This window comes from Caballeronia sp. INML3B (assembly GCF_023631305.1).
GTDB lineage: Bacteria > Pseudomonadota > Gammaproteobacteria > Burkholderiales > Burkholderiaceae > Caballeronia > Caballeronia turbans.
Genome location: NZ_JALQDI010000081.1, coordinates 192918 through 212218 on the forward strand (window position 1 = coordinate 192918; position 19301 = coordinate 212218).

Genomic DNA, 19301 nt, shown 5'->3' on the forward strand with positions numbered 1-19301 from the left:
GCGCGGCAAACCGCGGACCGTGCCAACACACTTCCGCGGCGCGCCGCCGATCGAGAACCCTCGTTCGTCCGCCGAAGCCGATCATCGCTCCACAGGCCCGTCACTCGCGTCGCGTGCATACCTCATGCAAGGTGTTCAACCGCCGCACCGGCTCGACGACATAAGGATTCGTCTCATCCCACGCGTAGCCGGCCAGCACCGCGCTGATCATTCGGCGTATCGCCGGCGTCTGCTCGCGCGCAAAGATGATGTCCTGCAGCTTCCCTGTGTACCAGTTCTCGACGAAGGCGCGAAACGTGTCGATGCCCTTGCGCAGCGGCCAGTCGTATTGCGCCTGCCAATCGACGACCTCGCCGTTCAACTGACGCTTCAGCGTCTCGGCGGCGAGATGCGCCGATCGCAACGCGATCGTCACGCCCGACGAAAACACGGGGTCCAGAAACTCGCCCGCATTGCCGAGCAGCGCGTAGCCGGGACCATGCAGCCGCTCTACGTTCGCCGAATATCCGCCGATATGACGCACGGGCATTAGAAAAGGCGCATCGCCGATCAGACGATTCAGCGTCGGTTCGCTGCGGATCAACGCACGGAGCTTCGCCTCGCGCTGCGCTTCGGGCACGTCGAGAAACGCCGCTTCCGCCACGCATCCGACGGAGGAACGTCCGTTCGCCAGCGGAATCATCCAGTACCACACGTCACGATGCTCGGGATGCACGGCGACGGTGATCTTGCTGCGATCGTGCGCATCGACAGGAATGCCGTCACGCACGTGCGTGAAGATCGCGGCGCGCGTCGGCATGCGCGTGGGCGCTTCGAGGTTCAAGAGACGCGGCAGCACGCGGCCGAAACCGCTCGCATCGAGCACGAAGCGCGCGTGCACCTGGTATCGAGTGCCCGCCTCGTCGGCAACTTCGAGCACGGGCGCGTTCCCGGTTTTCATCTCGAGCACCGTATGGCCGAAACGCACTTCGGCGCCCTGCTTCGCCGCGCGACGGATCAGCAGATCGTCGAACACCGCGCGCTCGACCTGGAATGTCGTGCCCCAGCCGTCTGAATGCTTGTCGCGGAAATCATAAGCCGACGCCTGATTGCGATGGACGAAGTGCGCCCCGTTCTTGTACTGAAAGCCGGCTTCCACGATGTCCTGCAACATGCCGGCCTCTTCGAGATACGCCATGCTTTGCGGCAAGAGACTCTCGCCGATCGAAAAGCGCGGAAAGTGCTGCCGTTCGAGCACGAGCACCGAACGCCCCGCTTTTCGCAGCAACGCCGCGGCGACCGCGCCCGAAGGGCCGGCTCCGATGATGGCGACATCGACGGAGGCATTCATTGAACATTCCTTATTCATTGCTATTCCCTTGAAGCGGACTTCGAACCGTAGGGCAAATACGACGTTTGCGCGACGAATCAGCGATTACAATCGAGCCGCCTCGTATCAAAGATTCAACTTCTACTTCATTACCGGATTCAATTGTGCAGAACACCGAATCATCCAGCGTGCCGTTCGTTTCTGAAACGGCGTTCGGCGTCTGGTTCCTGCGCACGCATACGTGGGAACATCATGTGCTGCGCGTCGCCATCAACGACCTCAAAGGCCTGATCGACGGCCCGCTGCCCGTTCGTCCCACGATCGTCGATGTCGGCTGCGGCCAGGGCATTTCATTTCGCCTGCTTGCAAAAGCGTTCACACCGCGACGGATCGTCGGCATCGATTTCCACGAGCCATCGCTCGCGCTCGCCGCGAAAGCCGCGCAAGCCTGCGAAGACAATGCCGACACCGCCGCCACACGCATCGAAGTGCTGCATGGCGACTGCGCGAATCTGCCGCTAGGCGATGCCAGCACGGATATCGTCTTCTGCCATCAAACGTTTCATCATCTCGTCGAGCAGGAACGCGCGCTCGCCGAGTTCCGCCGCGTGCTCAAGCCCGGCGGCGTACTACTGTTCGCCGAATCCACGGACGCGTACATCAAGTCCTGGGTCATCCGGCTGCTATTCCGTCATCCGATGCACGTGCAAAAGAGCGCGGACGGCTATCTCGACATGATCCGCAACGGCGGCTTCAGCTTCGATTCCCGCAACGTGTCGCTGCCCTACTTGTGGTGGAGCCGCGCGAAGGACTTCGGACTGCTGGAGCGCATCGGCCTCTATACGCCGAAGCCCGGCAAGCGGCGCGAGACGCTTGTCAATGTCGCGGCCGTCAAGAGCGGCTGAGTGCGAAGCGCGGCGCGCCATTCGACGTGCGCGCCGCAGCCCGGTCCCGCGTTACTTCTTCAGCGTCACTACTTCGCCCTTCAGCGCGACGCCTGCGACAATCGCACCCGCGCCGCAAGTGAACTCCGTCGCGCTTTCGCGCTCGACGTTGCGGTAGTTGCTCCTGATGTTGATGACCGCATTGCCGCCTTCCTTGCGCACGCGGTCCTGCAACTCCAGCACCGCCGACAGAAACACGTGCTGGCACGCCGTCTCATCGCTCTTGCCGAACGCGTTGGTCTTCTTGTTCGTTGCGGATTCACCGAACGATTTCGCGACGCCGGGATGCGGCTGTCCCGCGAAATACAGCGGTATGTCCTGATCGACCTTGCCGCCTTCGCTCTTCAGTGCGGAGTCGACGGAATAGTTCGCGACCGAATCGCGCGCGAACGCGTGCGACGACAGCAAGCACGCGAATACCGTCGCGCAGATCATCTGACGCTTCATGATGTTGATCCTCCTGGTTATGTACTTATTGGGCGTCGAGCTGCACGACATCGCCGCGCACGGCGAGCGTCGAGCCGTTGTTGCTCGCCCCGCACGTGAACTCCTTCGATGACGACGTTTCCGTGTGCTGGAAGCGCGTCGTCACGTTGACGACTGCGTTCGCCTGGTGCGCGCCCGCATAGTCGCGCAACTGCTGAAGCGCCTTGCCGAGCGCCATGTTGCACGTCGCTTCCTGACCGCTCATCTCGCGCGGCAGACGCACGCGCACTTCCTTGGTTTCGATCAGCTTCTTCACGTTCGCATGGGACTCGTCGCTGAAATACAGCGCCACGCCCTGCTTGTTTTGCGCGAGCACGTCGGCAGGCATCGGCAGCGAGCGGATCTGCGTCGTGCATCCGGCTTGCGATATCACGATGCCGGCCATCACGCCGAGGACGATTCTGGTTCTCATTCTTGGGTCACTCTTGGTTGCTTTTGAATCACGCCCGTCATTGCACCGACGGGCACCGGTCAAACATTCCTGAAGACCACGGCCGCGCAGCTTCCGCCAAAGCCGAAGGACACCGACATCGCGCGGTCGATGCGCGCCTCGCGCGTGGTCTGAACGAGCGGCATATCGCGCACGAGCGGGTCCGGCGACTCGACTATCCCCGTTCCCGCGATGAAACCATCGCGCATCATCAGCAGCGTGTAGATCGCTTCGTGCGCGCCGCACGCGCCGAGCGGATGCCCCGTCATCGCCTTGGTCGACGAGAACGGCGGCACCTGCGCGCCGAACACGTCGCGCAACGCGCGCAGTTCTTCGGCATCGCCGAGCGGCGTGGACGGTGCCTGCGTATTGATGTACTCGGGCCATTCGTCGATGTCGCCCGCTTCACCGAGCGCCATGCGCAATGCCCGCGCGATGCCGCCGCTGTGCGGCGACACCATGCCCGCACAGTCGGTGGCCTCGCCGAAGCCCGCCAGTTCCGCGTAGATGCGCGCGCCGCGCGCCCGCGCATGATCGAGCGATTCGAGCACCAGCACGCCCGCGCCGGAGCCCATCACGAAGCCATCGCGCGCCGCGTCGTAAGGACGCGAGGCGCGCGCCGGGGTGTCATTGAAGCCGCGCGAGAGCGCATGCATCGCATCGAACATCAGCGTCATGTTGTCGTGCAGCGCCTCGCTGCCGCCCGCGAGCACCACGTGCTGCCTTCCGGTCTGGATGAGCTGCATCGCCTGCCCGATCGCCAGAGCGGACGTCGTGCACGCCGACGAAGGCGAATACGCGACGCCCTCGATGCCGAAGGTCTGCACGACGTTCGCCGACGCGGTGCTGCTCATCGCGCGCGGCACCGTGTACGGCGGCGTTCTGTCCATGCCGTGCGCCCGCACCGCGGCGATCGCCGCGTCATATTCCGCCATCGCGCCGACGCCCGAGCCGATAACCGCGCCCGTCTTCGGCGAGCGCAGCGTGGCGTCGTCGAGCCGCGCATCGTCGATGGCCTTCTTCGTCGCGTGACACGCGAAGCGCGCCGTGTCGCCCATGAAGCGCTCCAGCTTGCGGTCGAACGGCGGCTCGTGAGCGACCGACGCCACCGCCGCGACCTGCGAATGAAAGCCGCGCTCGCGCCACGCGTCGATGCGCGTCACGCCGCTTTTACCTTCGCGCAATGCCTGGCTCACCGCATCGAGCGAATTGCCGAGACACGAGACGATGCCCATGCCCGTCACGACGACGCGCCGCATGACCCGCGTCCCGCTCATCGACCGCGCCGGAAAATCAACGACGTATTGATGCCGCCGAACGCGAAGTTGTTGCTCATCACGTATTCCGCGTCGATCGCCCGTGCTTCGCCCCTGATGTAATCGAGCGGCGCGCACGCGGGATCTATCTCGGTGAGATTGAGCGTCGGCGCGTACCAGTTGCGCTTCATCATCTCGATGGTCCACCACGCCTCGATTGCACCGCACGCGCCGAGGGTGTGCCCGACATAGCTCTTGAGCGAACTGATCGGCATGCGCTCGCCGAAAATCTGTGCGGTCGCCTGGCTTTCCGCGACATCGCCGCGATCAGTCGATGTGCCGTGCGCGTTCACGTAGGCGATCGCCTGCGCGTCGAGCCGCGCGTCTTCCAGTGCGAGTCGCATCGCGTGCGCCATCGTGCTCGCGGTCGGCTGCGTGATGTGCGCGCCGTCCGAGTTGCAACCGAAGCCGACGATCTCCGCGTGAATCGTCGCGCCGCGCGCCTTCGCGTGTTCGTATTCTTCGAGCACGAGCGTCGCCGCGCCCTCGCCGACCACGAGACCGTCGCGTTTCGCATCGAACGGGCGCGGCGTGAGCTGCGGCTCATCGTTGCGCGTGCTCGTCGCGTAGAGCGTGTCGAACACGGCGACAGCCGGCCCCGAGAGTTCTTCCGCGCCGCCCGCGAGCATCATCGTCTGCTTGCCCGTCGCGATGGTTTCGTACGCAAAGCCGATCGCCTGGCTGCCCGACGCGCACGCCGACGACGCCGGGATGACACGTCCCTTCAGATCCCAGAACAGGCTCACGTTGACGGCGGTCGTGTGCGGCATCATCTGCACGTAGCTGTTCGACGTGACGTCGGTCATCGAGCCGGTGTTGAGCATCGTGCCGAACGCGCGGATCGGCGCGACCGAGCCGGACGACGAACCGTATGCCACGCCCATGCGCCCGTCGCCGATCGACGCGTCGCCGGCAAGGCCCGCGTCCGCGAGCGCGAGTTCGCTCGCGCGCACCGCATACATGGACACGAGACCCATCGAACGCGTCTTCTTGCGCGGCCAGTCGGCGGGCTGCGCGAACGCGGGCAGCGGACACGCGAGACGCGTATGCAGCGCTTCGAAGAAGTCCCATTCGTCGATGCGGCGCACCGCGTTGCGGCCCGCCTTCAGCCCGCACTCGACATCGCTCCAGCAATCGCCCAGCGCGGTGACGCCGCCCATGCCCGTAATGACGACTCGTTTCATCAGATCATCCCGCCGTTCACGCCGATCACCTGGCGCGTCACATACGACGCCGCATCCGACATCAGGAAGCCGACCACGGCCGCCACCTCGCCCGGCTGGCCGACGCGGTTCATCGGCACTGTCTTCAGTACCTGCTCGACCGGCACGTCGTCCAGCATGCCGGTCTCGATCAGCCCCGGCGCCACGCAATTCACCGTGACCTTGCGCGACGCGAGCTCGACGGCGAGCGCCTTGGTCGCGCCGATCAGCCCGGCCTTCGCGGCGCTGTAGTTGACCTGGCCGCGATTGCCGATCACGCCCGACACCGATGCGATCGTCACGATGCGGCCGCCCTGCTTCGCGCGGACCATCGGCATCGTCAGCGGATGGATCACGTTGTAGAACGCGTCGAGACCGGTTTCGATCACGACGTCCCAGTCTTCCCCGGTGAGCGCGGGGAACGCGGCGTCGCGCGTCACGCCCGCGCTGCACACGATGCCGTAGTACGGGCCGTGGGCGGCGACGTCTGCTTCGAGCGCCGCGCGGCAGGCGGCGCGGTCGCGCACGTCGAACTGCATGACGCGCGCCGAGCCGCCCTGCGCGGCGATGCCCGCGGTCACCGCCTCGGCTTCGGCGCGGCCCGTGCGGCAATGCACGGAAACGGCGAACCCGTCCGCGGCCAGTTGATAAGCAACGGCGCGGCCGATACCGCGGCTTGCGCCCGTTATGAGAACTCGACGGCTCATGCGCTCACGCTCCCTTCGATGAACGTCTGAAAATCATGCGGCTGAAATACTTTGATGACGGCATCGGCATAACGCTCGCCGTCATGCTCGATCGTGCATTCATACGCACCGTGGCCTTCCTCGCTGCGCAGCACTTCGCGCACGCGGATCACGAGCTGCGCGCCGCGCGCGAACGCGCTCGCGTGCGCCTGATAGCTGCGCGTACCCAGCAGCAAACCGGGGCGCGCCCGCCCGCCCGCGCGCATCGCGCACAGCGAAACGTGCGCGGCCACGCTCTGCGCCATCAGTTCGATGCCGATCCACGCCGGCATCGCGCCGCGCTCGTCCGCATACCATGCGTCGGGCCGCACGCTCGCGTGCGCCGTCAGCGTCTCGTCGCCGTACGACGTGACGGCCTCTATCAGCAGCATCGTGCCGCGATGAGGAATGATCGATTCGATCGGCGGAAAGGTCGTGTTGTTCGTGTCGCTGATAGTCATAATCGTCAACCCGCCAGAACCAGGCTGACATTGCTGCCGCCGAATGCGAACGAATTGCTCATCACATGGCGCGTGCCCGCCGGGGCGAGGCGGCGCTCCGTCTCGACGAGGTCGAGAACGGGCAACGCGGCATCGGCTTCGCCGTCCCAGCGATGCAGCGGCAACGTCACGTCATCGCGCGCGAGCGTGAGCCACGCGAAGCCGAGCTCCGTCGCGCCCGCCGCCCCGAGCAGATGGCCCGTGAACGGTTTGGTGCCGCTTGCAGGCACGCCGTCCGGAAACACGCGCGCCATCAGATGCGCTTCCATTTCGTCGTTCTTGCGCGTGGCCGTCGCGTGCATGTTCACGTAACCAATGTCGGCGGGCGTCACGCCCGCATCCGCCAGCGCCGTTCGCAGCGCCGTTTCGCCGCCGACGCCTTGCGGATCGGGCGCCGATACGTGATACGCGTCGCTCGATTCGCCGACGCCGGCAAGACGCACGGCGCCTTCGTCGCGCGTCATGAGAAACACCGCCGCACCTTCGCCGACGTTGATGCCGTTGCGGTTGCGGCTCATCGGATTCGTGCGCGCGAGGCTGACCGAATCGAGCGACGCGAAGCCCTGCACGGTGAGCTCGCACAGCGTGTCGACGCCGCCGACGATCAGCGCGTCGCACAGATTCAGTTGCAGCAGACGGCGCGCGGCCGCGAACGCCTTCGCGCTCGACGTGCACGCGGTCGATACCGTGAACGCCGGACCTTGCACGTTCAGCGCGGCCGCCGCGAACGGCGCGGCCGTGCCGATTTCCATCTGCCGATAGTCGAAGTTGTCAGGAAAAGCGCCCGTCTTCGTGCGATGCGCGAATGCCTCTTCCGCCGCGCCGACGCCCGACGTGCTCGTGCCGAGCACCACGCCGATGCGCGCGGAGCCGTAACGCTCGCGCGCCGCCTCGATCTCGGCGCGGATGCGTTCCAGCGCCGCGAGCAGCAGGCGGTTGTTGCGGCAATCGAAGCGTTCGAGTGCCGCGGGCGGCGCGATGTCGAGCGGCGCGAGTACGCGGCCGACGAACGCGTCACCGGTTCTCATGGGCATCGGTCCCATGCCCGGCGATTGTGATGCGGCGAGCGCGGACACGATTGCATCGGTGTCGTTGCCGAGCGCGTTGATCATGCCGAGCGCATGCAGATACACAGACGGCAGCGTCATGCGTGTTTTCTCCCTTCGGTTGGCATGCCCATCGGCGCGAGCAGCACCGCCACCAGAATGCCGAGCGTGAGGGTGACGCCGAAGCTCTTCAGCGCGGGCATGGCGCTCATGCCGAGCATGCCGAACGACAGCAGCGTCGTCGCGGCCGAAAGCAGCACGCCGGTCCAGACCGCGCCGAGGTCGGCACCGTCACGCAGGCACCCTTCGCGCAGAAACACCGCGTAATTCGCGCCGACGCCGAGCACCAGCATCAGCGCGAGGCAGTTGAACAGATTAAGCGGCACGTGCGCATAGCCGAATGCTGCGAGCGTGACGCCGACGGCGAGCAGCACGGGCAGGATGATCGCGATGCCGCCGCGCAGGCGATAGCGCGCGATCACCAGCACGAGCACGAGCAGCAGCGCGCCGCCGAGCCACATGCCGCTATCGACGCGATATTCGCCGAACAGCTTCGACACGCTCGCGGCCTTGTCGACGAACGCGACGCCTTCCATCGCGTGCGCGGTCGCGATCAGCGCGGGCAGATTCTGCGGCGTCACGCGGCGCGGCATCACGATGGCCGCGTAGCCGCGCTGCCCGTTTGCATCGACCGCGCCAAGCCACAAATGGGCGAAGGGCCTGGACCAGCGCGCCGCGAGCCAGCGCTCGACGGTCAGCGGCTGCCCGTCCGATTCCGCGAAGGAGCCGATCCATGCGTCTGCGATGTCGTCGCGAAAGCCAGCCTGCAGCAGCGTCGCGCGCATGGCGGCGGGATCGGCGAAGACGTGTCGGGCGAGCAGCGCGCGGTCTTCGCCCTGACGCCGCGCCGACGGCACGAACTGCGTGACCGAGCGCCAGCCATCCACCGACTGATCGCCCGGCAGCGCGTCGAGCTTCGCACCCAGCGCTTCCGCGCGTTCCAGCACGCTGTCCTGCGTGGCGCCCTGCACCACGAAGAACTGCGCGGTGTTGTCGATGCCGACCGCGTCGCGCACCTGATTTTCCTGCGCGACGAGGGCCGGATCGCGCTGGATCAGCAGATGGATATCGTCGTCGCTCGTGAGCATCAGCCAGCCCGGCGCGCAGATGGCGACGAGCACGATGGCGACGGCCCACGAACCCTTCCCGCCGATCGCGCGCTGCCAGCGCGCGAGCAGCACTTCCGCGCGCGCGAAAAGACGCCGCTGCGTGGCCTTCGGCCCCTTTCGAATCGATGCGGGCAGCAGGGTGGGCAGCAGCCACATGACCGAGGCGAACGCGACGCAGATGCCCGTCATCGCGAAACAGGCGATCTGCTTGAGCGCGGGAAACGGCGCCCACGCGAGGATCGCGTAGCCGAGCAGGCTGGTGGCGAGCGCCACGGAGAGCGCGGGCCGCACCGAGCGCGGGCCGCGCTTCGCATCCCAGCCGCGCGGCGCACCCAGATAGACGACGAAGTACTGGATCGAATAATCGACGGCCTCGCCGATCAGGCTCGCGCCGAACACCAGCGTCAGCAGATGCAGCTTGCCGAACACGGCCAGCGTGAGGGCCAGCGCGCAGGCGACGCCGAGCGCGGTGGACAGGAAGCCGAGCAGCAGCAGACGCGGCGAGCGAAACACCCACAGCATCAGCAGCGCGATGCCGCACGCGGACGCGATGCCGATCAGATGCACCTCGCGCTCCGAAGCGCGCCGCGCCGACTCCGCATGGAACACGGCGCCCGCCCGCGCGACGGACGCGTCGGGCCATGCGGACCGCAATGACGCCTGAGCCTGCGACACCGCGGACAGCACCGAGCGCTGCACGCGCGACTCGTATGCGGAGCCGTGCAGCGTCGTGACGACGAGCACGCTCGTCGTGCCGCCGCGATGTGCGACCAGCATGTTGTCTTCGAGATCGAGATTCGATGTCGCGAGCGGCAGATCCGACAGCCAGTGCTCGAGCCAGCCGAACGGATCGTCGGCGAGTTGCGTCGCGAGCGGGCCGCGCACGGGGTTGTAGATGCGCTGCATCAGCGCGTCGCGCAGCGATGCCGCTCCGCCGGACGAGTGCGCGAGCGCGTCGCGGTCGTCGCGCGTCAGCAGGCCGAAGCGATACGGCGCGTAGAGCGCCCCGATTTGCGCGATATCGAACGGCGGCAGCTCCGCCGTCACGGACGCGAACGCGCCGCTCTCCTGCAGCGTCGCGCCGAGCCGCCTGGCGGCGGCCTTCGCGTGATCCGCGTCACGACTCGACACGAGAAACACCGTGCGGTCCCCGAGCGCGTTCGCGAGCTGAGCGACTGCCCTTTCGGCGACGGGATTCGCTTCCGTCGCGGGCAGCAGCGCGAGCAGGTTGGTCTCCAGCGGGGACGGCCCGCTGAAACGATGCGCGCAATACAGCACCGCGACGAGCGTGAGCGCGAGCCATGCGGCGCGAACGCGCCACAGCGAGGTCGCCGGGCGTTGGAAGAGCCGGGATGTCACGGCGCGCTCAGCAAGGTACGTTCCGCGGGCGGCAGATCGTCGGCCGCTTCGCTCTTCGTGAACTCGATGCGCGTGACGTCGCCATTCGCGAGATCGATTCGCAGGCTGCGCAAAAACGCGCCGCCCGTCATGTGCAGGCCCTTGATCGCCTGCGCGAGTTGCGGCTGGTTCGGCTTCAGGCCGAGCGTCCAGTCCGACGCCGAGCCTTCAGCATCGACATCGAACTGCGAGTAGAGCGCGGACAGATCGCCGCCGAGCATCGCGCGCATCATCTTCGATACCTGCGCGACGCCGCGCACGCCTTGCGCGCTTTTCGTGCGGATGCGACGGCCGTTCGCATCGACCTCGGCGACGCCCGCGTCCGTGATGACGTAGGTCGCTGCGTAAGGCGTGTCCACGCGCCAGATCACCCCGCGATCGCGCTCGAACACGAGCATGCCCGTGCTGACGAGCGGCTGTTTCATCGCGGAGAGCGTCTGTGTCTGCGTGAATTGCGCGCGGACGCCCTTCATCTGCGCAAGGCGGGACGTCACTTGCGAGACGAGCGCGGAATTGCCGTTCGCGGCCTGCGCGGGCGCTGCGGCGACCAGCAGCGCGACGAGCAGCGCGCGGAATATCGTCAACGCGCCCATACGCGCTCCAGCTTCTCGAACACCACGGGCGGCGAGACGAACTGCAATTCCTGCGTGGCTGCATCGACGGCGACCTGGATCGTGTAGCCTTTGGTCAGCCGCTGGCCGGTCTCGCAATCGACAAGTTCATAGCCGATCTTCAGCCGGTTCTCGTATTCGAGCAGTTCCGCGCGCACTTCGATGCGCTGCCCGTAGGTCGCGGGACGCACGTATTTCAGATGCGCCTCGACGACCGGCCACACATAACCCGACGCCTGCATCTCGCGATAGTCGTAATCGAACGCGCGTTGCAGCGCCGAACGTGCCGCTTCGAAATACTTGAGATAGTGGCCGTGCCAGCACACGTTCATCGCATCGACGTCGTGAAACTGCACTTCGACGATCGCGCTCGCCTTGAGCGTGCGGGTTTGCATCATCTCAGCCATGACGGGGCTCCTCTGCACTGACATCGACCAGCGCGCATGCTGCGATGCGTGCCGTCAACGCGCGCAGATCGTGCTCGAGCGCGCGGTCTTCGGCGACGAACGGCGAAATCGATGCGATCGTTGCCGCGAATTCGCGCAGCGGCGCGGGCACGGGCGTTTCAGAATCGAGACGCAGACGCAGGTTCAACGCCTGGACGGCGGCTAGCGTATGCGCGGCGGCGACCTGCTCCGTCAGTTCGAGCACGCGCAGGCAGTCGCGCGCGGCAATCGTGCCCATGCTGACCTTGTCCTGGTTGTGCGCTTCGGTCGAGCGTGAGAACACGCTCGCGGGCATCGTGTGCTTGAGCGCCTCGGCCGTCCACGCGGACGCCGATATCTGCACGGCCTTGAAGCCGTGATTGATCGGCGCGCGCGCGTGCGTCGCGCCCGTCAGATTACGCGGCAGGCCGTTGTTGAACTTGTCGTCGACGATCAATGCGAGCTGGCGGTCCATCAGGTCCGCGAGATTGGCGACGGCTGTCTTCAGCGCGTCCATCGCGAAGGCGATATGCCCGCCGTAGAAGTTGCCGCCGTGCAGCACGCGCTCTTCGTCCGGGTCGATCAGCGGGTTGTCGTTCGCGCTGTTCAGTTCGTTCTCGATGTCGCGGCGCATCCACGTGAGCGCGTCGCCCGCCACGCCGATCACGTGCGGCGCGCAGCGAATCGAATAGCGGTCCTGCAGGCGATGGCCCGGCGTGTCGTCGCGGCCCGCGAGATCGGCGCGGATCCATGCGGCGGCTTCGGCCTGGCCCGCGTGCGGTTTCACCGCAAAGATCGTCGCATCGAAGTGCGCGGCGCGGCCGTCGAGCGCCAGCGTCGACAGCGCCGTGAGACGCGCGGCAAGACGTGCGAGATGACGCGCGCGCGCGAATGCGAGACACGCGAGGCCGGTCATCACCGCGGTGCCGTTCATCAGTGCGAGCCCTTCCTTCGGCGCGAGTGCGAGCGGCGTCACGCCGAGCGCGGACCACACGCCCGCGGCATCGCGCAAGGCGCCGTCGAACATCACGTCGCGCTCGCCGACGAGCGCCGCCGCGACATACGACAGCGGCGTCAGATCGCCGCTCGCGCCGACCGAACCTTCCGACGGAATGCGCGGCAACACGCGATGATTGATGAGGTCGGCGAGCCGTTCGAGCAGCACGAGACGCACGCCGGAGAACCCGTACGCCAGCGAATTGAGTCGCGCGGCGATCACGGCGAGCGTCGCTTCATCGTCGAGATATGCGCCCATGCCGCAACCGTGATAGCGCGTGAGCTGCAGCGGCAGCGCTTCGACGAGCGCCATCGGCACATCGACGACGCACGCGTCGCCGTAGCCGGTGTTCACGCCGTACACGGTCTTGCCGGCCGCGAGATGACGGCGCAGGAACGCCGCGCCGCGCTCGATGCGCGCGCGCCAGGCGGGATCGCGATTCAGTGCGACCGGCGTGCGGCGCGTGGCGATCGAGACCACTTCTTCGATCGTCAGGCGTCGGCCGCCGAAAGTCACCGTCTGCACGCGCAGGCCGTCGATCAGATCATGCTCGGACATCGTTCCCTCCGGGCGCTGCGCCTTGCGTCATCGTCTTGCCGGGGCGCGCCCAGAAATCGAAGAAATTGAACCATTGATAGGGTGCCTTGCGGCAATAGTGTTCGAGACGCGACGCATAGCGCTGCGCCCACGCCGCGATGTGCTGGCTGCGCTCGCGGCGCGGCAACGCGATGCGCTCCGCGAACGGCTCGAAGTACAGTCGATGCCGCGTGCCACCGTCCGCATCGCGCTCCTTCAAGCAGAAAAAGAGATAGACCGGACAGCCGAGCGCGTGCGCGAGCACATACGGCCCTTGTGCGAACGGGGCCGTCGCGCCGAGAAAGCGCGCGTCCGTCGTGCGGCCCGATTCGCGCGCGGGCACGCGATCGCCGACGATCACGAGCAATTCGCCCGCGTCGATGCGTTCCTTCATCATCATCGACGTCTCGGGGCCGAAGTCGCTCACCTGCATGAGCCGGCTGGCGAAGTCCGCGTTCGCCGACGACAGCACGCTGTTGAAGCGCTTCGCGTGCTCCGTGTAGACGATGGCCGTCACCTTCGCGCGGCCGTTGCGCACCGCGAGTGCCCGCGTCATTTCGAGATTGCCGAGATGCGCGCCGATCACGAGCGCGCCGCGCCCGCTCGCGACGAGCGCTTCAAACGCGGCGGGCTCGTCGAACACGAGCGCGTCGTCGGCGATGCGGCCCGACCACGCGGCGAACCTGTCGAGCCCCGATTGCGCGAAGGCGAACATCTGCCGGTACGCCGAACGCCAGCCCGGACGCGGCGTGCGCTCGCCCGGCGCGGCGTGCTCCAGATGCGCGAAGTAGCGATGCGACGCCGCCCGTGCAGCGCGTCCCGTCAGCAGGAAATAGCCGACGACCGGATGCAGCCACAGCCCCGTGACGCGCACGCCGCAGAAACGGCAACTGAGCGCGAGCAGCGCCATGCCGAGCCGGCTGCCGCGCTCGGCGACGCGCCACCAGCCGCCCTCGGCCCGCGCGGCGGCGGACGTCTTGCGCGGCATCGCCTTGTGCGCGAGGAGCATCGGCAGACGCAGCAGCATGCCGCATACGAGCCGCGCATGGCTCGCGCTGATGCGCACGTTGTCCCACAGGACGTCGAAGTGCGAGATGCCGTCCGTCGCGTAAGTGACGCGCGTCGGCACGGTGCGGAATGCGAGCCGCCGCCAGTGCAGCCGCACGAGAATTTCGATGTCGAAGTCCATGCGCGTGCCGATTCGCACGCTGTCGATGAGCGCGCAGACCGCATCGAGCGGGTACAGGCGAAAGCCGCACATCGAATCGCGGATCGTGAAAGACAGCGTTTCGATCCATACCCACACGTGCGTCACGTAACGGCCATAGAGACGCGACTTCGGCACGCTCTCGTCGTAGACGGGACGCCCGAGGATCACCGCGCCCGGTTCGGCGCGCGCGGCCGCGAGAAAGCGCGGCACGTCGTTCGCGTCATGCTGGCCGTCGGCGTCGATCTGCAACGCATGCGTGTAGCCCGCGCGCCGCGCCTCGCGCAGGCCCGCCATCACGGCCGCGCCCTTGCCGCCGTTGACGGGCAGACGCAGCAGCGTAATCTGTTCGCCGTATTGCCCGACGATCTGCGCGAGAACCGCTTGCGTGGCCGCGTCGCTGCCGTCGTCGACGACGAACATCGGCAGGCCGTGCACGGCGAGGCGCGAGACGGTGTCGCCGATCGCTTCCTTGTGGTTGTAAATCGGAATGACGATGCAGGTCCGCAGGTTCGCGCCGCTCATGCGTGCTCCCGATAGACGACCACGCCCGACGAGCAGTCGCGCCCGTTCAGCCGATACGCGAACTGCATGCGGCGGCGCGCCGTATCGTGCGCGATCCGCAGGTCGAGCACCGCGCCGGGCGGCACGGGCGCCATGAACTTGAGACGATCGACCGATGCGGTGTCGCGCGTTCCCGCGACATGCTCCGATGCGAGCCGGATGGCCCAGTCGACCTGCACGACGCCCGGCAGGATCGGCAGATCCGGGAAATGTCCGCCGAAATGCGCGAGCGTCGACGGCACGCGCAACTCGTAGCGCAAGTTGTCGCCGTCGCGTGCTTCCGAGAGCAATTCGAAGCCTTCGGCGCGGGTGCCGAAGGCCGCCACGACCGACGCGACGGGCAGCTTGCCGCGCGCATCGACCGGCAGCGCGATCCGAAAGCGCCAGCGGCGCGGCAAGAGCACGACGTCGAAATACGCGGCGAGATGACGGCGCAGCGACTTCGCGAGTGCCACGCGGCCTTCGTCGCGCAACGCGGCGCCGCCCGCATCGCTCAACGCGACCACGGCGCCCACGCGTTCGCGCGATGCGCCCGCGAGCGGCACGACGCACGCCTGCGCTACATACGGATGCAGCGCGAGCCGTGCTTCCATTTCGGGCAGCGACACGCGCTTGCCGTCGAGCTTGATCACGCGGTCGAGGCGGCCTTGCAGGCGAAACCGTCCGTCGTCGTCGAGAAGAATCGCGTCGTCGGTGCGATGCCAGCCGTCGTGGCCCAGATGGGGCGAGCGCACTTCGAGCGCGCCGTCGTTCCCGCGGCGCACGCCGACGCCGCTGAGCGGTCGCCACGCCTGCGTTTCATTCTGCCTGCGCCACGCAATGCCGCCCGTTTCGGTGCTGCCGTAAATCTCGACGGGCGCATCGCCGAACGCCCTCGCGTAGCCGTGCGCCGCGTCGGCCGCGAGCGGCCCGCCCGATGAAAAGAACACGTGCGGCGCAGGCGTCAGTTCCGCGAAACCGGCGAGCGCGGCCCAGCGTACGAGTTGCGCCGGCGAAGACACCACCACGGTCCCGCCGCAGCGCGCGATGCGCGACTGCACTTGCGTCGGTTCCGCGCACACGGCGCGATCGAATGCACGGCCCGCGGCGAGCGGCCACATCACGCGAAACAGCAGCCCGTAAATATGGCGATGCGGGACGCTCGCGAGCACGGTCGCGTCACCGATAAGCGCGCCCCATTCGCGTTCGAGCGTGCGCACTTCGGCATCGAACTGGGCGAGCGTCTTGTGGATCGGCTTGGGCGTGCCGCTGCTGCCGGACGTGTAGAGCGTGAGCGGCGCGCCCGGGTCGATCGGCGCCGGCGGCATGGCGCGCGTGATCGATTCCGTTGCGGCCAGCGCGCGGATGTCGTCATCGGTCAGCATGGCGTCATAGGCGCTCGCGAGATCGGCGAGATAGCCGGGAGCGGAACTCGCGGGAATCACCGGCTCCTTGCCGCACGCAAACAGCGCGAAGAGCGCGCAGGCGAAGTCGAACGGATCGTCGATGCAAAGGGCATAGCGGCGCGCCGGCTGCTCGCGCAGCCACCACACGAGCGCCGCCGTGCGCGCGAGGAATGCCGCATGCGTGATGATGTCGTTCGCGGTCCCGGCGCGGTCGTCGCGGCAGACGGGCGTCTGCGCATCGCGTTGCACGCGCAGCACATCGTGCAGTGCGATCATGCCGCCTCCACGCGCCGCGCGCGCGGCAGAATCACGAGATAGCGCCACGCGATTTCACCGGCGAGCAGCGCGCCGACGAGTCCATACGAGATCGCGCCGTTGTAAAGCGACCATGCCTCGCGCTGCCAGTACAGCGCGGTATAGAGCGAGAACAGGCCGTTCGCGGCGAAGAAGCCGCACCAGATCTGCGTGACGCGGCGCGTATGCACCACGGCGGCGTTACTCAGGTCGGGCGTGCCGATGCGCGCGAACTTCTCGATCATCGACGGGCCGCGCACGAGCGTCGCGCCGAACGCGATCAGCAAGCCGAGATTGACGAGGGACGGATAGATGTGCAGCAGGCGTTCGCTGTCGGTCCACACGATTGCGGCGGACGCGATGCTCAGCATGAACGCCACGATCCAGTCGACGCGCGTGAGCCTGCGCAGCGATACGCTGACCATGCCCGTGCCGAGGCAGCGTTGCATCCAGATCAGCGCGAACAGCAGGCAGCCGGCATAGCGCGGCGCGTTCCAGAACCACGCGCCCAGAATCACCGCCGGATACGCGAGCTTGAGCACGACGTTCAGCGCGAAGCCGGTCCGGCCGCGCGAGTTTGCATCGGCGGCATCGGGGTTCTGCGCACGCGCGGTCTGCGATTGCATCATTCCTGCTCGACGAGCAGCGACTCGACGGCGGCGACCACATCCGCGACCGTGCGCACCGACTTGAATTCTTCCGGCTTGATGCGGCGGCCCGTCATTTCCTGCAGCTTGATCGCGAGGTCGACGGCGTCGATGCTGTCCAGATCGAGCTCTTCGAAGAGATGGGCCTCGGGCGTCACGCGCTCGGGCGCAATCGCGAAGTTTTCGTGGAAGATGGCGCGGATGCGCTCAAGGATCTCGTTCCCGGTCACGGTCATTCCCCTTCTTTCGTGGATCCGTCCACCACATGCGCGAGCTCGCGCTGGCTCGCCACCAGTGCGGCAAGCGTGTTGATCGAACGGAAGTGCTCTCGCGCGTGCTCGTCGTTGGCCGCGATGTTCAGTTGATAGTGTTCGCGCAGCACGATGCCGATCTCGAGCGCGTCGATCGAGTCGAGACCGACGCCTTCGGTTTCGAAGAGCGGCGCGTCGTCGTCGATGTCGCCGGGCTGCATGTCTTCGAGATCGAGGGCTTCGATCAGAAGCCGTTTGATTTCAAGCTTTAAAGAATCCATAGTCGATCAGATGCTGGGTGATGTGGGCTTCGATCGCGCTCGTCACCGTCCGGGCGGCAAGCGCGGGCGGCTCGTCGCGCGCGGCGAGTTCGTCGGCGCGCAGGGGCGCGAGCACGTTCACTTGCATGTGGAACGCGCGTTCGGGCACGTCGTGCCAGCGCATGTCTTTCGTGAACGCGGGCGGATCGCAGTCCATCAGGACGGGCAGGATCGGCGCGCCGGACTGCAATGCCATGTGCGCGAATCCGCGTGAGAACGCGTGCATCCGGTTGCGTGTCGGACTGCGCGTGCCCTCCGGAAAAATGATCATCGTGTAGCCGCGAGCCAGTTGACGCGCGCCCGCGTCGACGAGTTCGACGGGGTCTGCATTGCTCACGTACTCGGCCGCGCGCATCACGCCCCAGAAGAACGGATTGCTCCAGTGCGCGCTCTTCACGACGCAGCATGCGCGCGGCGTGAGCGACAACAGCACCATCACGTCGAGCCAGGTCGGGTGATTGGCGACGACGATGGCCGCGCGCCGCGAGTCGGGCCGGAGCGCGCGCGCGCCATGCACGTCGAGCGTCATCACGCCCACGCGCACGAGCACGGCGACGAGCGCGCGAAAAAACGTGTGAATGATCGCGACGATGATGCGCTGTCTGGAGTCCCGATGCGGCCAGAGTGAGGCGAGCGGGAATACGATCAGCGAGAAGCCGAGTCCGCAGACGCCGAACGCGGCGAATGCGAGAGCCGTCGCGACGAGACGCCAGTGGTATTCAAGCGCCTTCATGCCAGCACCATTGCCACGTGGAGCTCATGCCATGCCATTCGCTCGACGCGCGCGTGTCGAGACAGTGCTGCACGGCCGCGCTTTGCGACGGAAATGACGTGCGCAATGTATCGGCATCGTCGCTGGCCGCATTGCGCGCGCATTCGAGGCGACCGGTTTGCGCGGATGCATCGAGCAGGATCGCAAGGGCGCCGCCATCGACTTCGTCTTCGACCGGGCCGTATGCGGGATCGGCCGGTTCGTCGGCATAGACGAGCAGCACCGGACTCGATGGGTCCGTAGCGTATTGCGCGTAGGCTTCGAGCAGGGCATAGCCGAGGGTTTCATTGCCCGCCGACAACGCGCTGGCCGGGGTGCGGTCGCCGCGCACGATGCCGAAGATACCTGTCATCGTGTTGAGCACGGACAGACTGAAGGACGTGGGCGAAACGGTCTTGCCGGCATCCATGGTGTGCAGGACGTCGGTCGTGCGGCGCAGTTCGCCGTGACGCGAAGCGAAGACGAGACGCACTGCGGGCACATGCGCTGCGCAGTCGTGCGCCACCTTTAGCCCGGCGCGCGACAGCGTGCTGAGCCTGCGCCGCGTCAACGGCTCGATAAAGCCGATGTCGGGGGCGACGGATGCGGCGGCAGGCCATATTGACGAGCGAGCAACCGGAATGATCCAGTGGAGATCGGGCATGTCGGTGGTTCGCGCTCGGAAACGTATGGTATTCAGGCTGGACGGCCGACGAACACACGAGTAGATGCGCTCCACCCGGCGGCA

At 66.9% G+C, this 19301-nt stretch carries 20 protein-coding genes; 1 reads left to right on the forward strand and 19 read right to left on the reverse strand.

The window, feature by feature from the left end; all coding sequences use genetic code 11:
* Positions 1-100 precede the first annotated feature (100 nt).
* Positions 101-1348, reverse strand: coding sequence for an NAD(P)/FAD-dependent oxidoreductase (locus NCS58_RS33145; RefSeq protein ID WP_250477989.1), 1248 nt, complete (start codon positions 1346-1348; stop codon positions 101-103).
* A 125-nt stretch (positions 1349-1473) separates the two neighbouring features.
* On the opposite strand from NCS58_RS33145, the gene NCS58_RS33150 reads away from it, so the two are divergent.
* Positions 1474-2214, forward strand: a complete 741-nt coding sequence (locus NCS58_RS33150) for a class I SAM-dependent methyltransferase (protein ID WP_250477990.1) — start codon at positions 1474-1476, stop codon at positions 2212-2214.
* A 51-nt stretch (positions 2215-2265) separates the two neighbouring features.
* Here the strand turns inward: NCS58_RS33150 and NCS58_RS33155 are convergent, their stop codons facing one another.
* The 18 genes from NCS58_RS33155 to NCS58_RS33240 are packed head-to-tail and all read right to left on the reverse strand — an operon-like array spanning position 2266 to position 19217.
* Entirely contained in the window at positions 2266-2700 is a 435-nt protein-coding gene (locus tag NCS58_RS33155; protein WP_250539018.1) for an excinuclease ABC subunit A, read from the reverse strand.
* A 25-nt stretch (positions 2701-2725) separates the two neighbouring features.
* On the reverse strand, positions 2726-3151 hold the full coding sequence (locus NCS58_RS33160; protein WP_250477991.1) for a hypothetical protein: 426 nt from the start codon (positions 3149-3151) through the stop codon (positions 2726-2728).
* A gap of 59 nt (positions 3152-3210) precedes the next feature.
* Entirely contained in the window at positions 3211-4446 is a 1236-nt protein-coding gene (locus NCS58_RS33165) for a beta-ketoacyl synthase (protein ID WP_250477992.1), read from the reverse strand.
* Positions 4443-5669 carry a beta-ketoacyl-ACP synthase gene (locus tag NCS58_RS33170; RefSeq protein ID WP_250477993.1) on the reverse strand — a complete coding sequence of 409 codons (1227 nt, stop codon included), beginning with the start codon at positions 5667-5669 and terminating at the stop codon, positions 4443-4445. The genes NCS58_RS33165 and NCS58_RS33170 overlap by 4 nt, the downstream gene beginning before the upstream one ends.
* Entirely contained in the window at positions 5669-6394 is a 726-nt protein-coding gene (locus NCS58_RS33175) for a 3-ketoacyl-ACP reductase FabG2 (protein WP_250477994.1), read from the reverse strand. The genes NCS58_RS33170 and NCS58_RS33175 overlap by 1 nt, the downstream gene beginning before the upstream one ends.
* Positions 6391-6873, reverse strand: a complete 483-nt coding sequence (locus NCS58_RS33180) for a hotdog family protein (protein WP_250477995.1) — start codon at positions 6871-6873, stop codon at positions 6391-6393. The genes NCS58_RS33175 and NCS58_RS33180 overlap by 4 nt, the downstream gene beginning before the upstream one ends.
* 5 nt (positions 6874-6878) lie before the next feature.
* The gene (locus NCS58_RS33185; RefSeq protein ID WP_250477996.1) at positions 6879-8060 is read right to left on the reverse strand and encodes a beta-ketoacyl-[acyl-carrier-protein] synthase family protein; all 1182 of its coding nucleotides are present in this window, start codon (positions 8058-8060) and stop codon (positions 6879-6881) included.
* On the reverse strand, positions 8057-10486 hold the full coding sequence (locus NCS58_RS33190) for an MMPL family transporter (protein ID WP_250539019.1): 2430 nt from the start codon (positions 10484-10486) through the stop codon (positions 8057-8059). Before NCS58_RS33190 ends, NCS58_RS33185 begins: the two co-directional genes overlap by 4 nt.
* Positions 10483-11118 carry an outer membrane lipoprotein carrier protein LolA gene (locus NCS58_RS33195; protein ID WP_250477998.1) on the reverse strand — a complete coding sequence of 212 codons (636 nt, stop codon included), beginning with the start codon at positions 11116-11118 and terminating at the stop codon, positions 10483-10485. Before NCS58_RS33195 ends, NCS58_RS33190 begins: the two co-directional genes overlap by 4 nt.
* Positions 11106-11543, reverse strand: coding sequence for a thioesterase family protein (locus NCS58_RS33200; protein ID WP_061118714.1), 438 nt, complete (start codon positions 11541-11543; stop codon positions 11106-11108). The genes NCS58_RS33195 and NCS58_RS33200 overlap by 13 nt, the downstream gene beginning before the upstream one ends.
* Complete coding sequence (hutH, locus tag NCS58_RS33205) at positions 11536-13116, reverse strand: histidine ammonia-lyase (protein ID WP_250477999.1); 1581 nt, start codon at positions 13114-13116, stop codon at positions 11536-11538. The genes NCS58_RS33200 and hutH overlap by 8 nt, the downstream gene beginning before the upstream one ends.
* Positions 13103-14866, reverse strand: a complete 1764-nt coding sequence (locus NCS58_RS33210; RefSeq protein WP_250478000.1) for a glycosyltransferase — start codon at positions 14864-14866, stop codon at positions 13103-13105. The genes hutH and NCS58_RS33210 overlap by 14 nt, the downstream gene beginning before the upstream one ends.
* Positions 14863-16566, reverse strand: coding sequence for an AMP-binding protein (locus NCS58_RS33215; RefSeq protein WP_250478001.1), 1704 nt, complete (start codon positions 16564-16566; stop codon positions 14863-14865). The genes NCS58_RS33210 and NCS58_RS33215 overlap by 4 nt, the downstream gene beginning before the upstream one ends.
* Positions 16563-17213 (reverse strand): hypothetical protein, encoded by a 651-nt coding sequence (locus NCS58_RS33220; protein ID WP_250478002.1) that lies wholly within the window; start codon positions 17211-17213, stop codon positions 16563-16565. The genes NCS58_RS33215 and NCS58_RS33220 overlap by 4 nt, the downstream gene beginning before the upstream one ends.
* Positions 17210-17467, reverse strand: a complete 258-nt coding sequence (locus NCS58_RS33225) for an acyl carrier protein (RefSeq protein WP_061118719.1) — start codon at positions 17465-17467, stop codon at positions 17210-17212. The genes NCS58_RS33220 and NCS58_RS33225 overlap by 4 nt, the downstream gene beginning before the upstream one ends.
* Positions 17464-17763, reverse strand: a complete 300-nt coding sequence (locus tag NCS58_RS33230) for a phosphopantetheine-binding protein (protein ID WP_061118720.1) — start codon at positions 17761-17763, stop codon at positions 17464-17466. Before NCS58_RS33230 ends, NCS58_RS33225 begins: the two co-directional genes overlap by 4 nt.
* Complete coding sequence (locus NCS58_RS33235; RefSeq protein ID WP_061118721.1) at positions 17744-18535, reverse strand: 1-acyl-sn-glycerol-3-phosphate acyltransferase; 792 nt, start codon at positions 18533-18535, stop codon at positions 17744-17746. The genes NCS58_RS33230 and NCS58_RS33235 overlap by 20 nt, the downstream gene beginning before the upstream one ends.
* Positions 18522-19217, reverse strand: coding sequence for a beta-ketoacyl synthase chain length factor (locus NCS58_RS33240; protein WP_250478003.1), 696 nt, complete (start codon positions 19215-19217; stop codon positions 18522-18524). The genes NCS58_RS33235 and NCS58_RS33240 overlap by 14 nt, the downstream gene beginning before the upstream one ends.
* Positions 19218-19301 lie beyond the last annotated feature (84 nt).

Bases quoted from the DNA above. Each gene is read 5' to 3' on its own strand.
- NCS58_RS33180 (WP_250477995.1), bottom strand. From the start codon at position 6,873: ATGACTATCAGCGACACGAACAACACGACCTTTCCGCCGATCGAATCG.
- NCS58_RS33175 (WP_250477994.1), bottom strand. From the start codon at position 6,394: ATGAGCCGTCGAGTTCTCATAACGGGCGCAAGCCGCGGTATCGGCCGC.
- NCS58_RS33160 (WP_250477991.1), bottom strand. From the start codon at position 3,151: ATGAGAACCAGAATCGTCCTCGGCGTGATGGCCGGCATCGTGATATCG.
- hutH (WP_250477999.1), bottom strand. From the start codon at position 13,116: ATGTCCGAGCATGATCTGATCGACGGCCTGCGCGTGCAGACGGTGACT.
- NCS58_RS33240 (WP_250478003.1), bottom strand. From the start codon at position 19,217: ATGCCCGATCTCCACTGGATCATTCCGGTTGCTCGCTCGTCAATATGG.
- NCS58_RS33235 (WP_061118721.1), bottom strand. From the start codon at position 18,535: ATGAAGGCGCTTGAATACCACTGGCGTCTCGTCGCGACGGCTCTCGCA.
- NCS58_RS33170 (WP_250477993.1), bottom strand. From the start codon at position 5,669: ATGAAACGAGTCGTCATTACGGGCATGGGCGGCGTCACCGCGCTGGGC.
- NCS58_RS33215 (WP_250478001.1), bottom strand. From the start codon at position 16,566: ATGATCGCACTGCACGATGTGCTGCGCGTGCAACGCGATGCGCAGACG.
- NCS58_RS33210 (WP_250478000.1), bottom strand. From the start codon at position 14,866: ATGAGCGGCGCGAACCTGCGGACCTGCATCGTCATTCCGATTTACAAC.
- NCS58_RS33200 (WP_061118714.1), bottom strand. From the start codon at position 11,543: ATGGCTGAGATGATGCAAACCCGCACGCTCAAGGCGAGCGCGATCGTC.
- NCS58_RS33165 (WP_250477992.1), bottom strand. From the start codon at position 4,446: ATGAGCGGGACGCGGGTCATGCGGCGCGTCGTCGTGACGGGCATGGGC.
- NCS58_RS33145 (WP_250477989.1), bottom strand. From the start codon at position 1,348: ATGAATAAGGAATGTTCAATGAATGCCTCCGTCGATGTCGCCATCATC.
- NCS58_RS33155 (WP_250539018.1), bottom strand. From the start codon at position 2,700: ATGAAGCGTCAGATGATCTGCGCGACGGTATTCGCGTGCTTGCTGTCG.
- NCS58_RS33220 (WP_250478002.1), bottom strand. From the start codon at position 17,213: ATGATGCAATCGCAGACCGCGCGTGCGCAGAACCCCGATGCCGCCGAT.
- NCS58_RS33195 (WP_250477998.1), bottom strand. From the start codon at position 11,118: ATGGGCGCGTTGACGATATTCCGCGCGCTGCTCGTCGCGCTGCTGGTC.
- NCS58_RS33225 (WP_061118719.1), bottom strand. From the start codon at position 17,467: ATGACCGTGACCGGGAACGAGATCCTTGAGCGCATCCGCGCCATCTTC.
- NCS58_RS33185 (WP_250477996.1), bottom strand. From the start codon at position 8,060: ATGACGCTGCCGTCTGTGTATCTGCATGCGCTCGGCATGATCAACGCG.
- NCS58_RS33230 (WP_061118720.1), bottom strand. From the start codon at position 17,763: ATGGATTCTTTAAAGCTTGAAATCAAACGGCTTCTGATCGAAGCCCTC.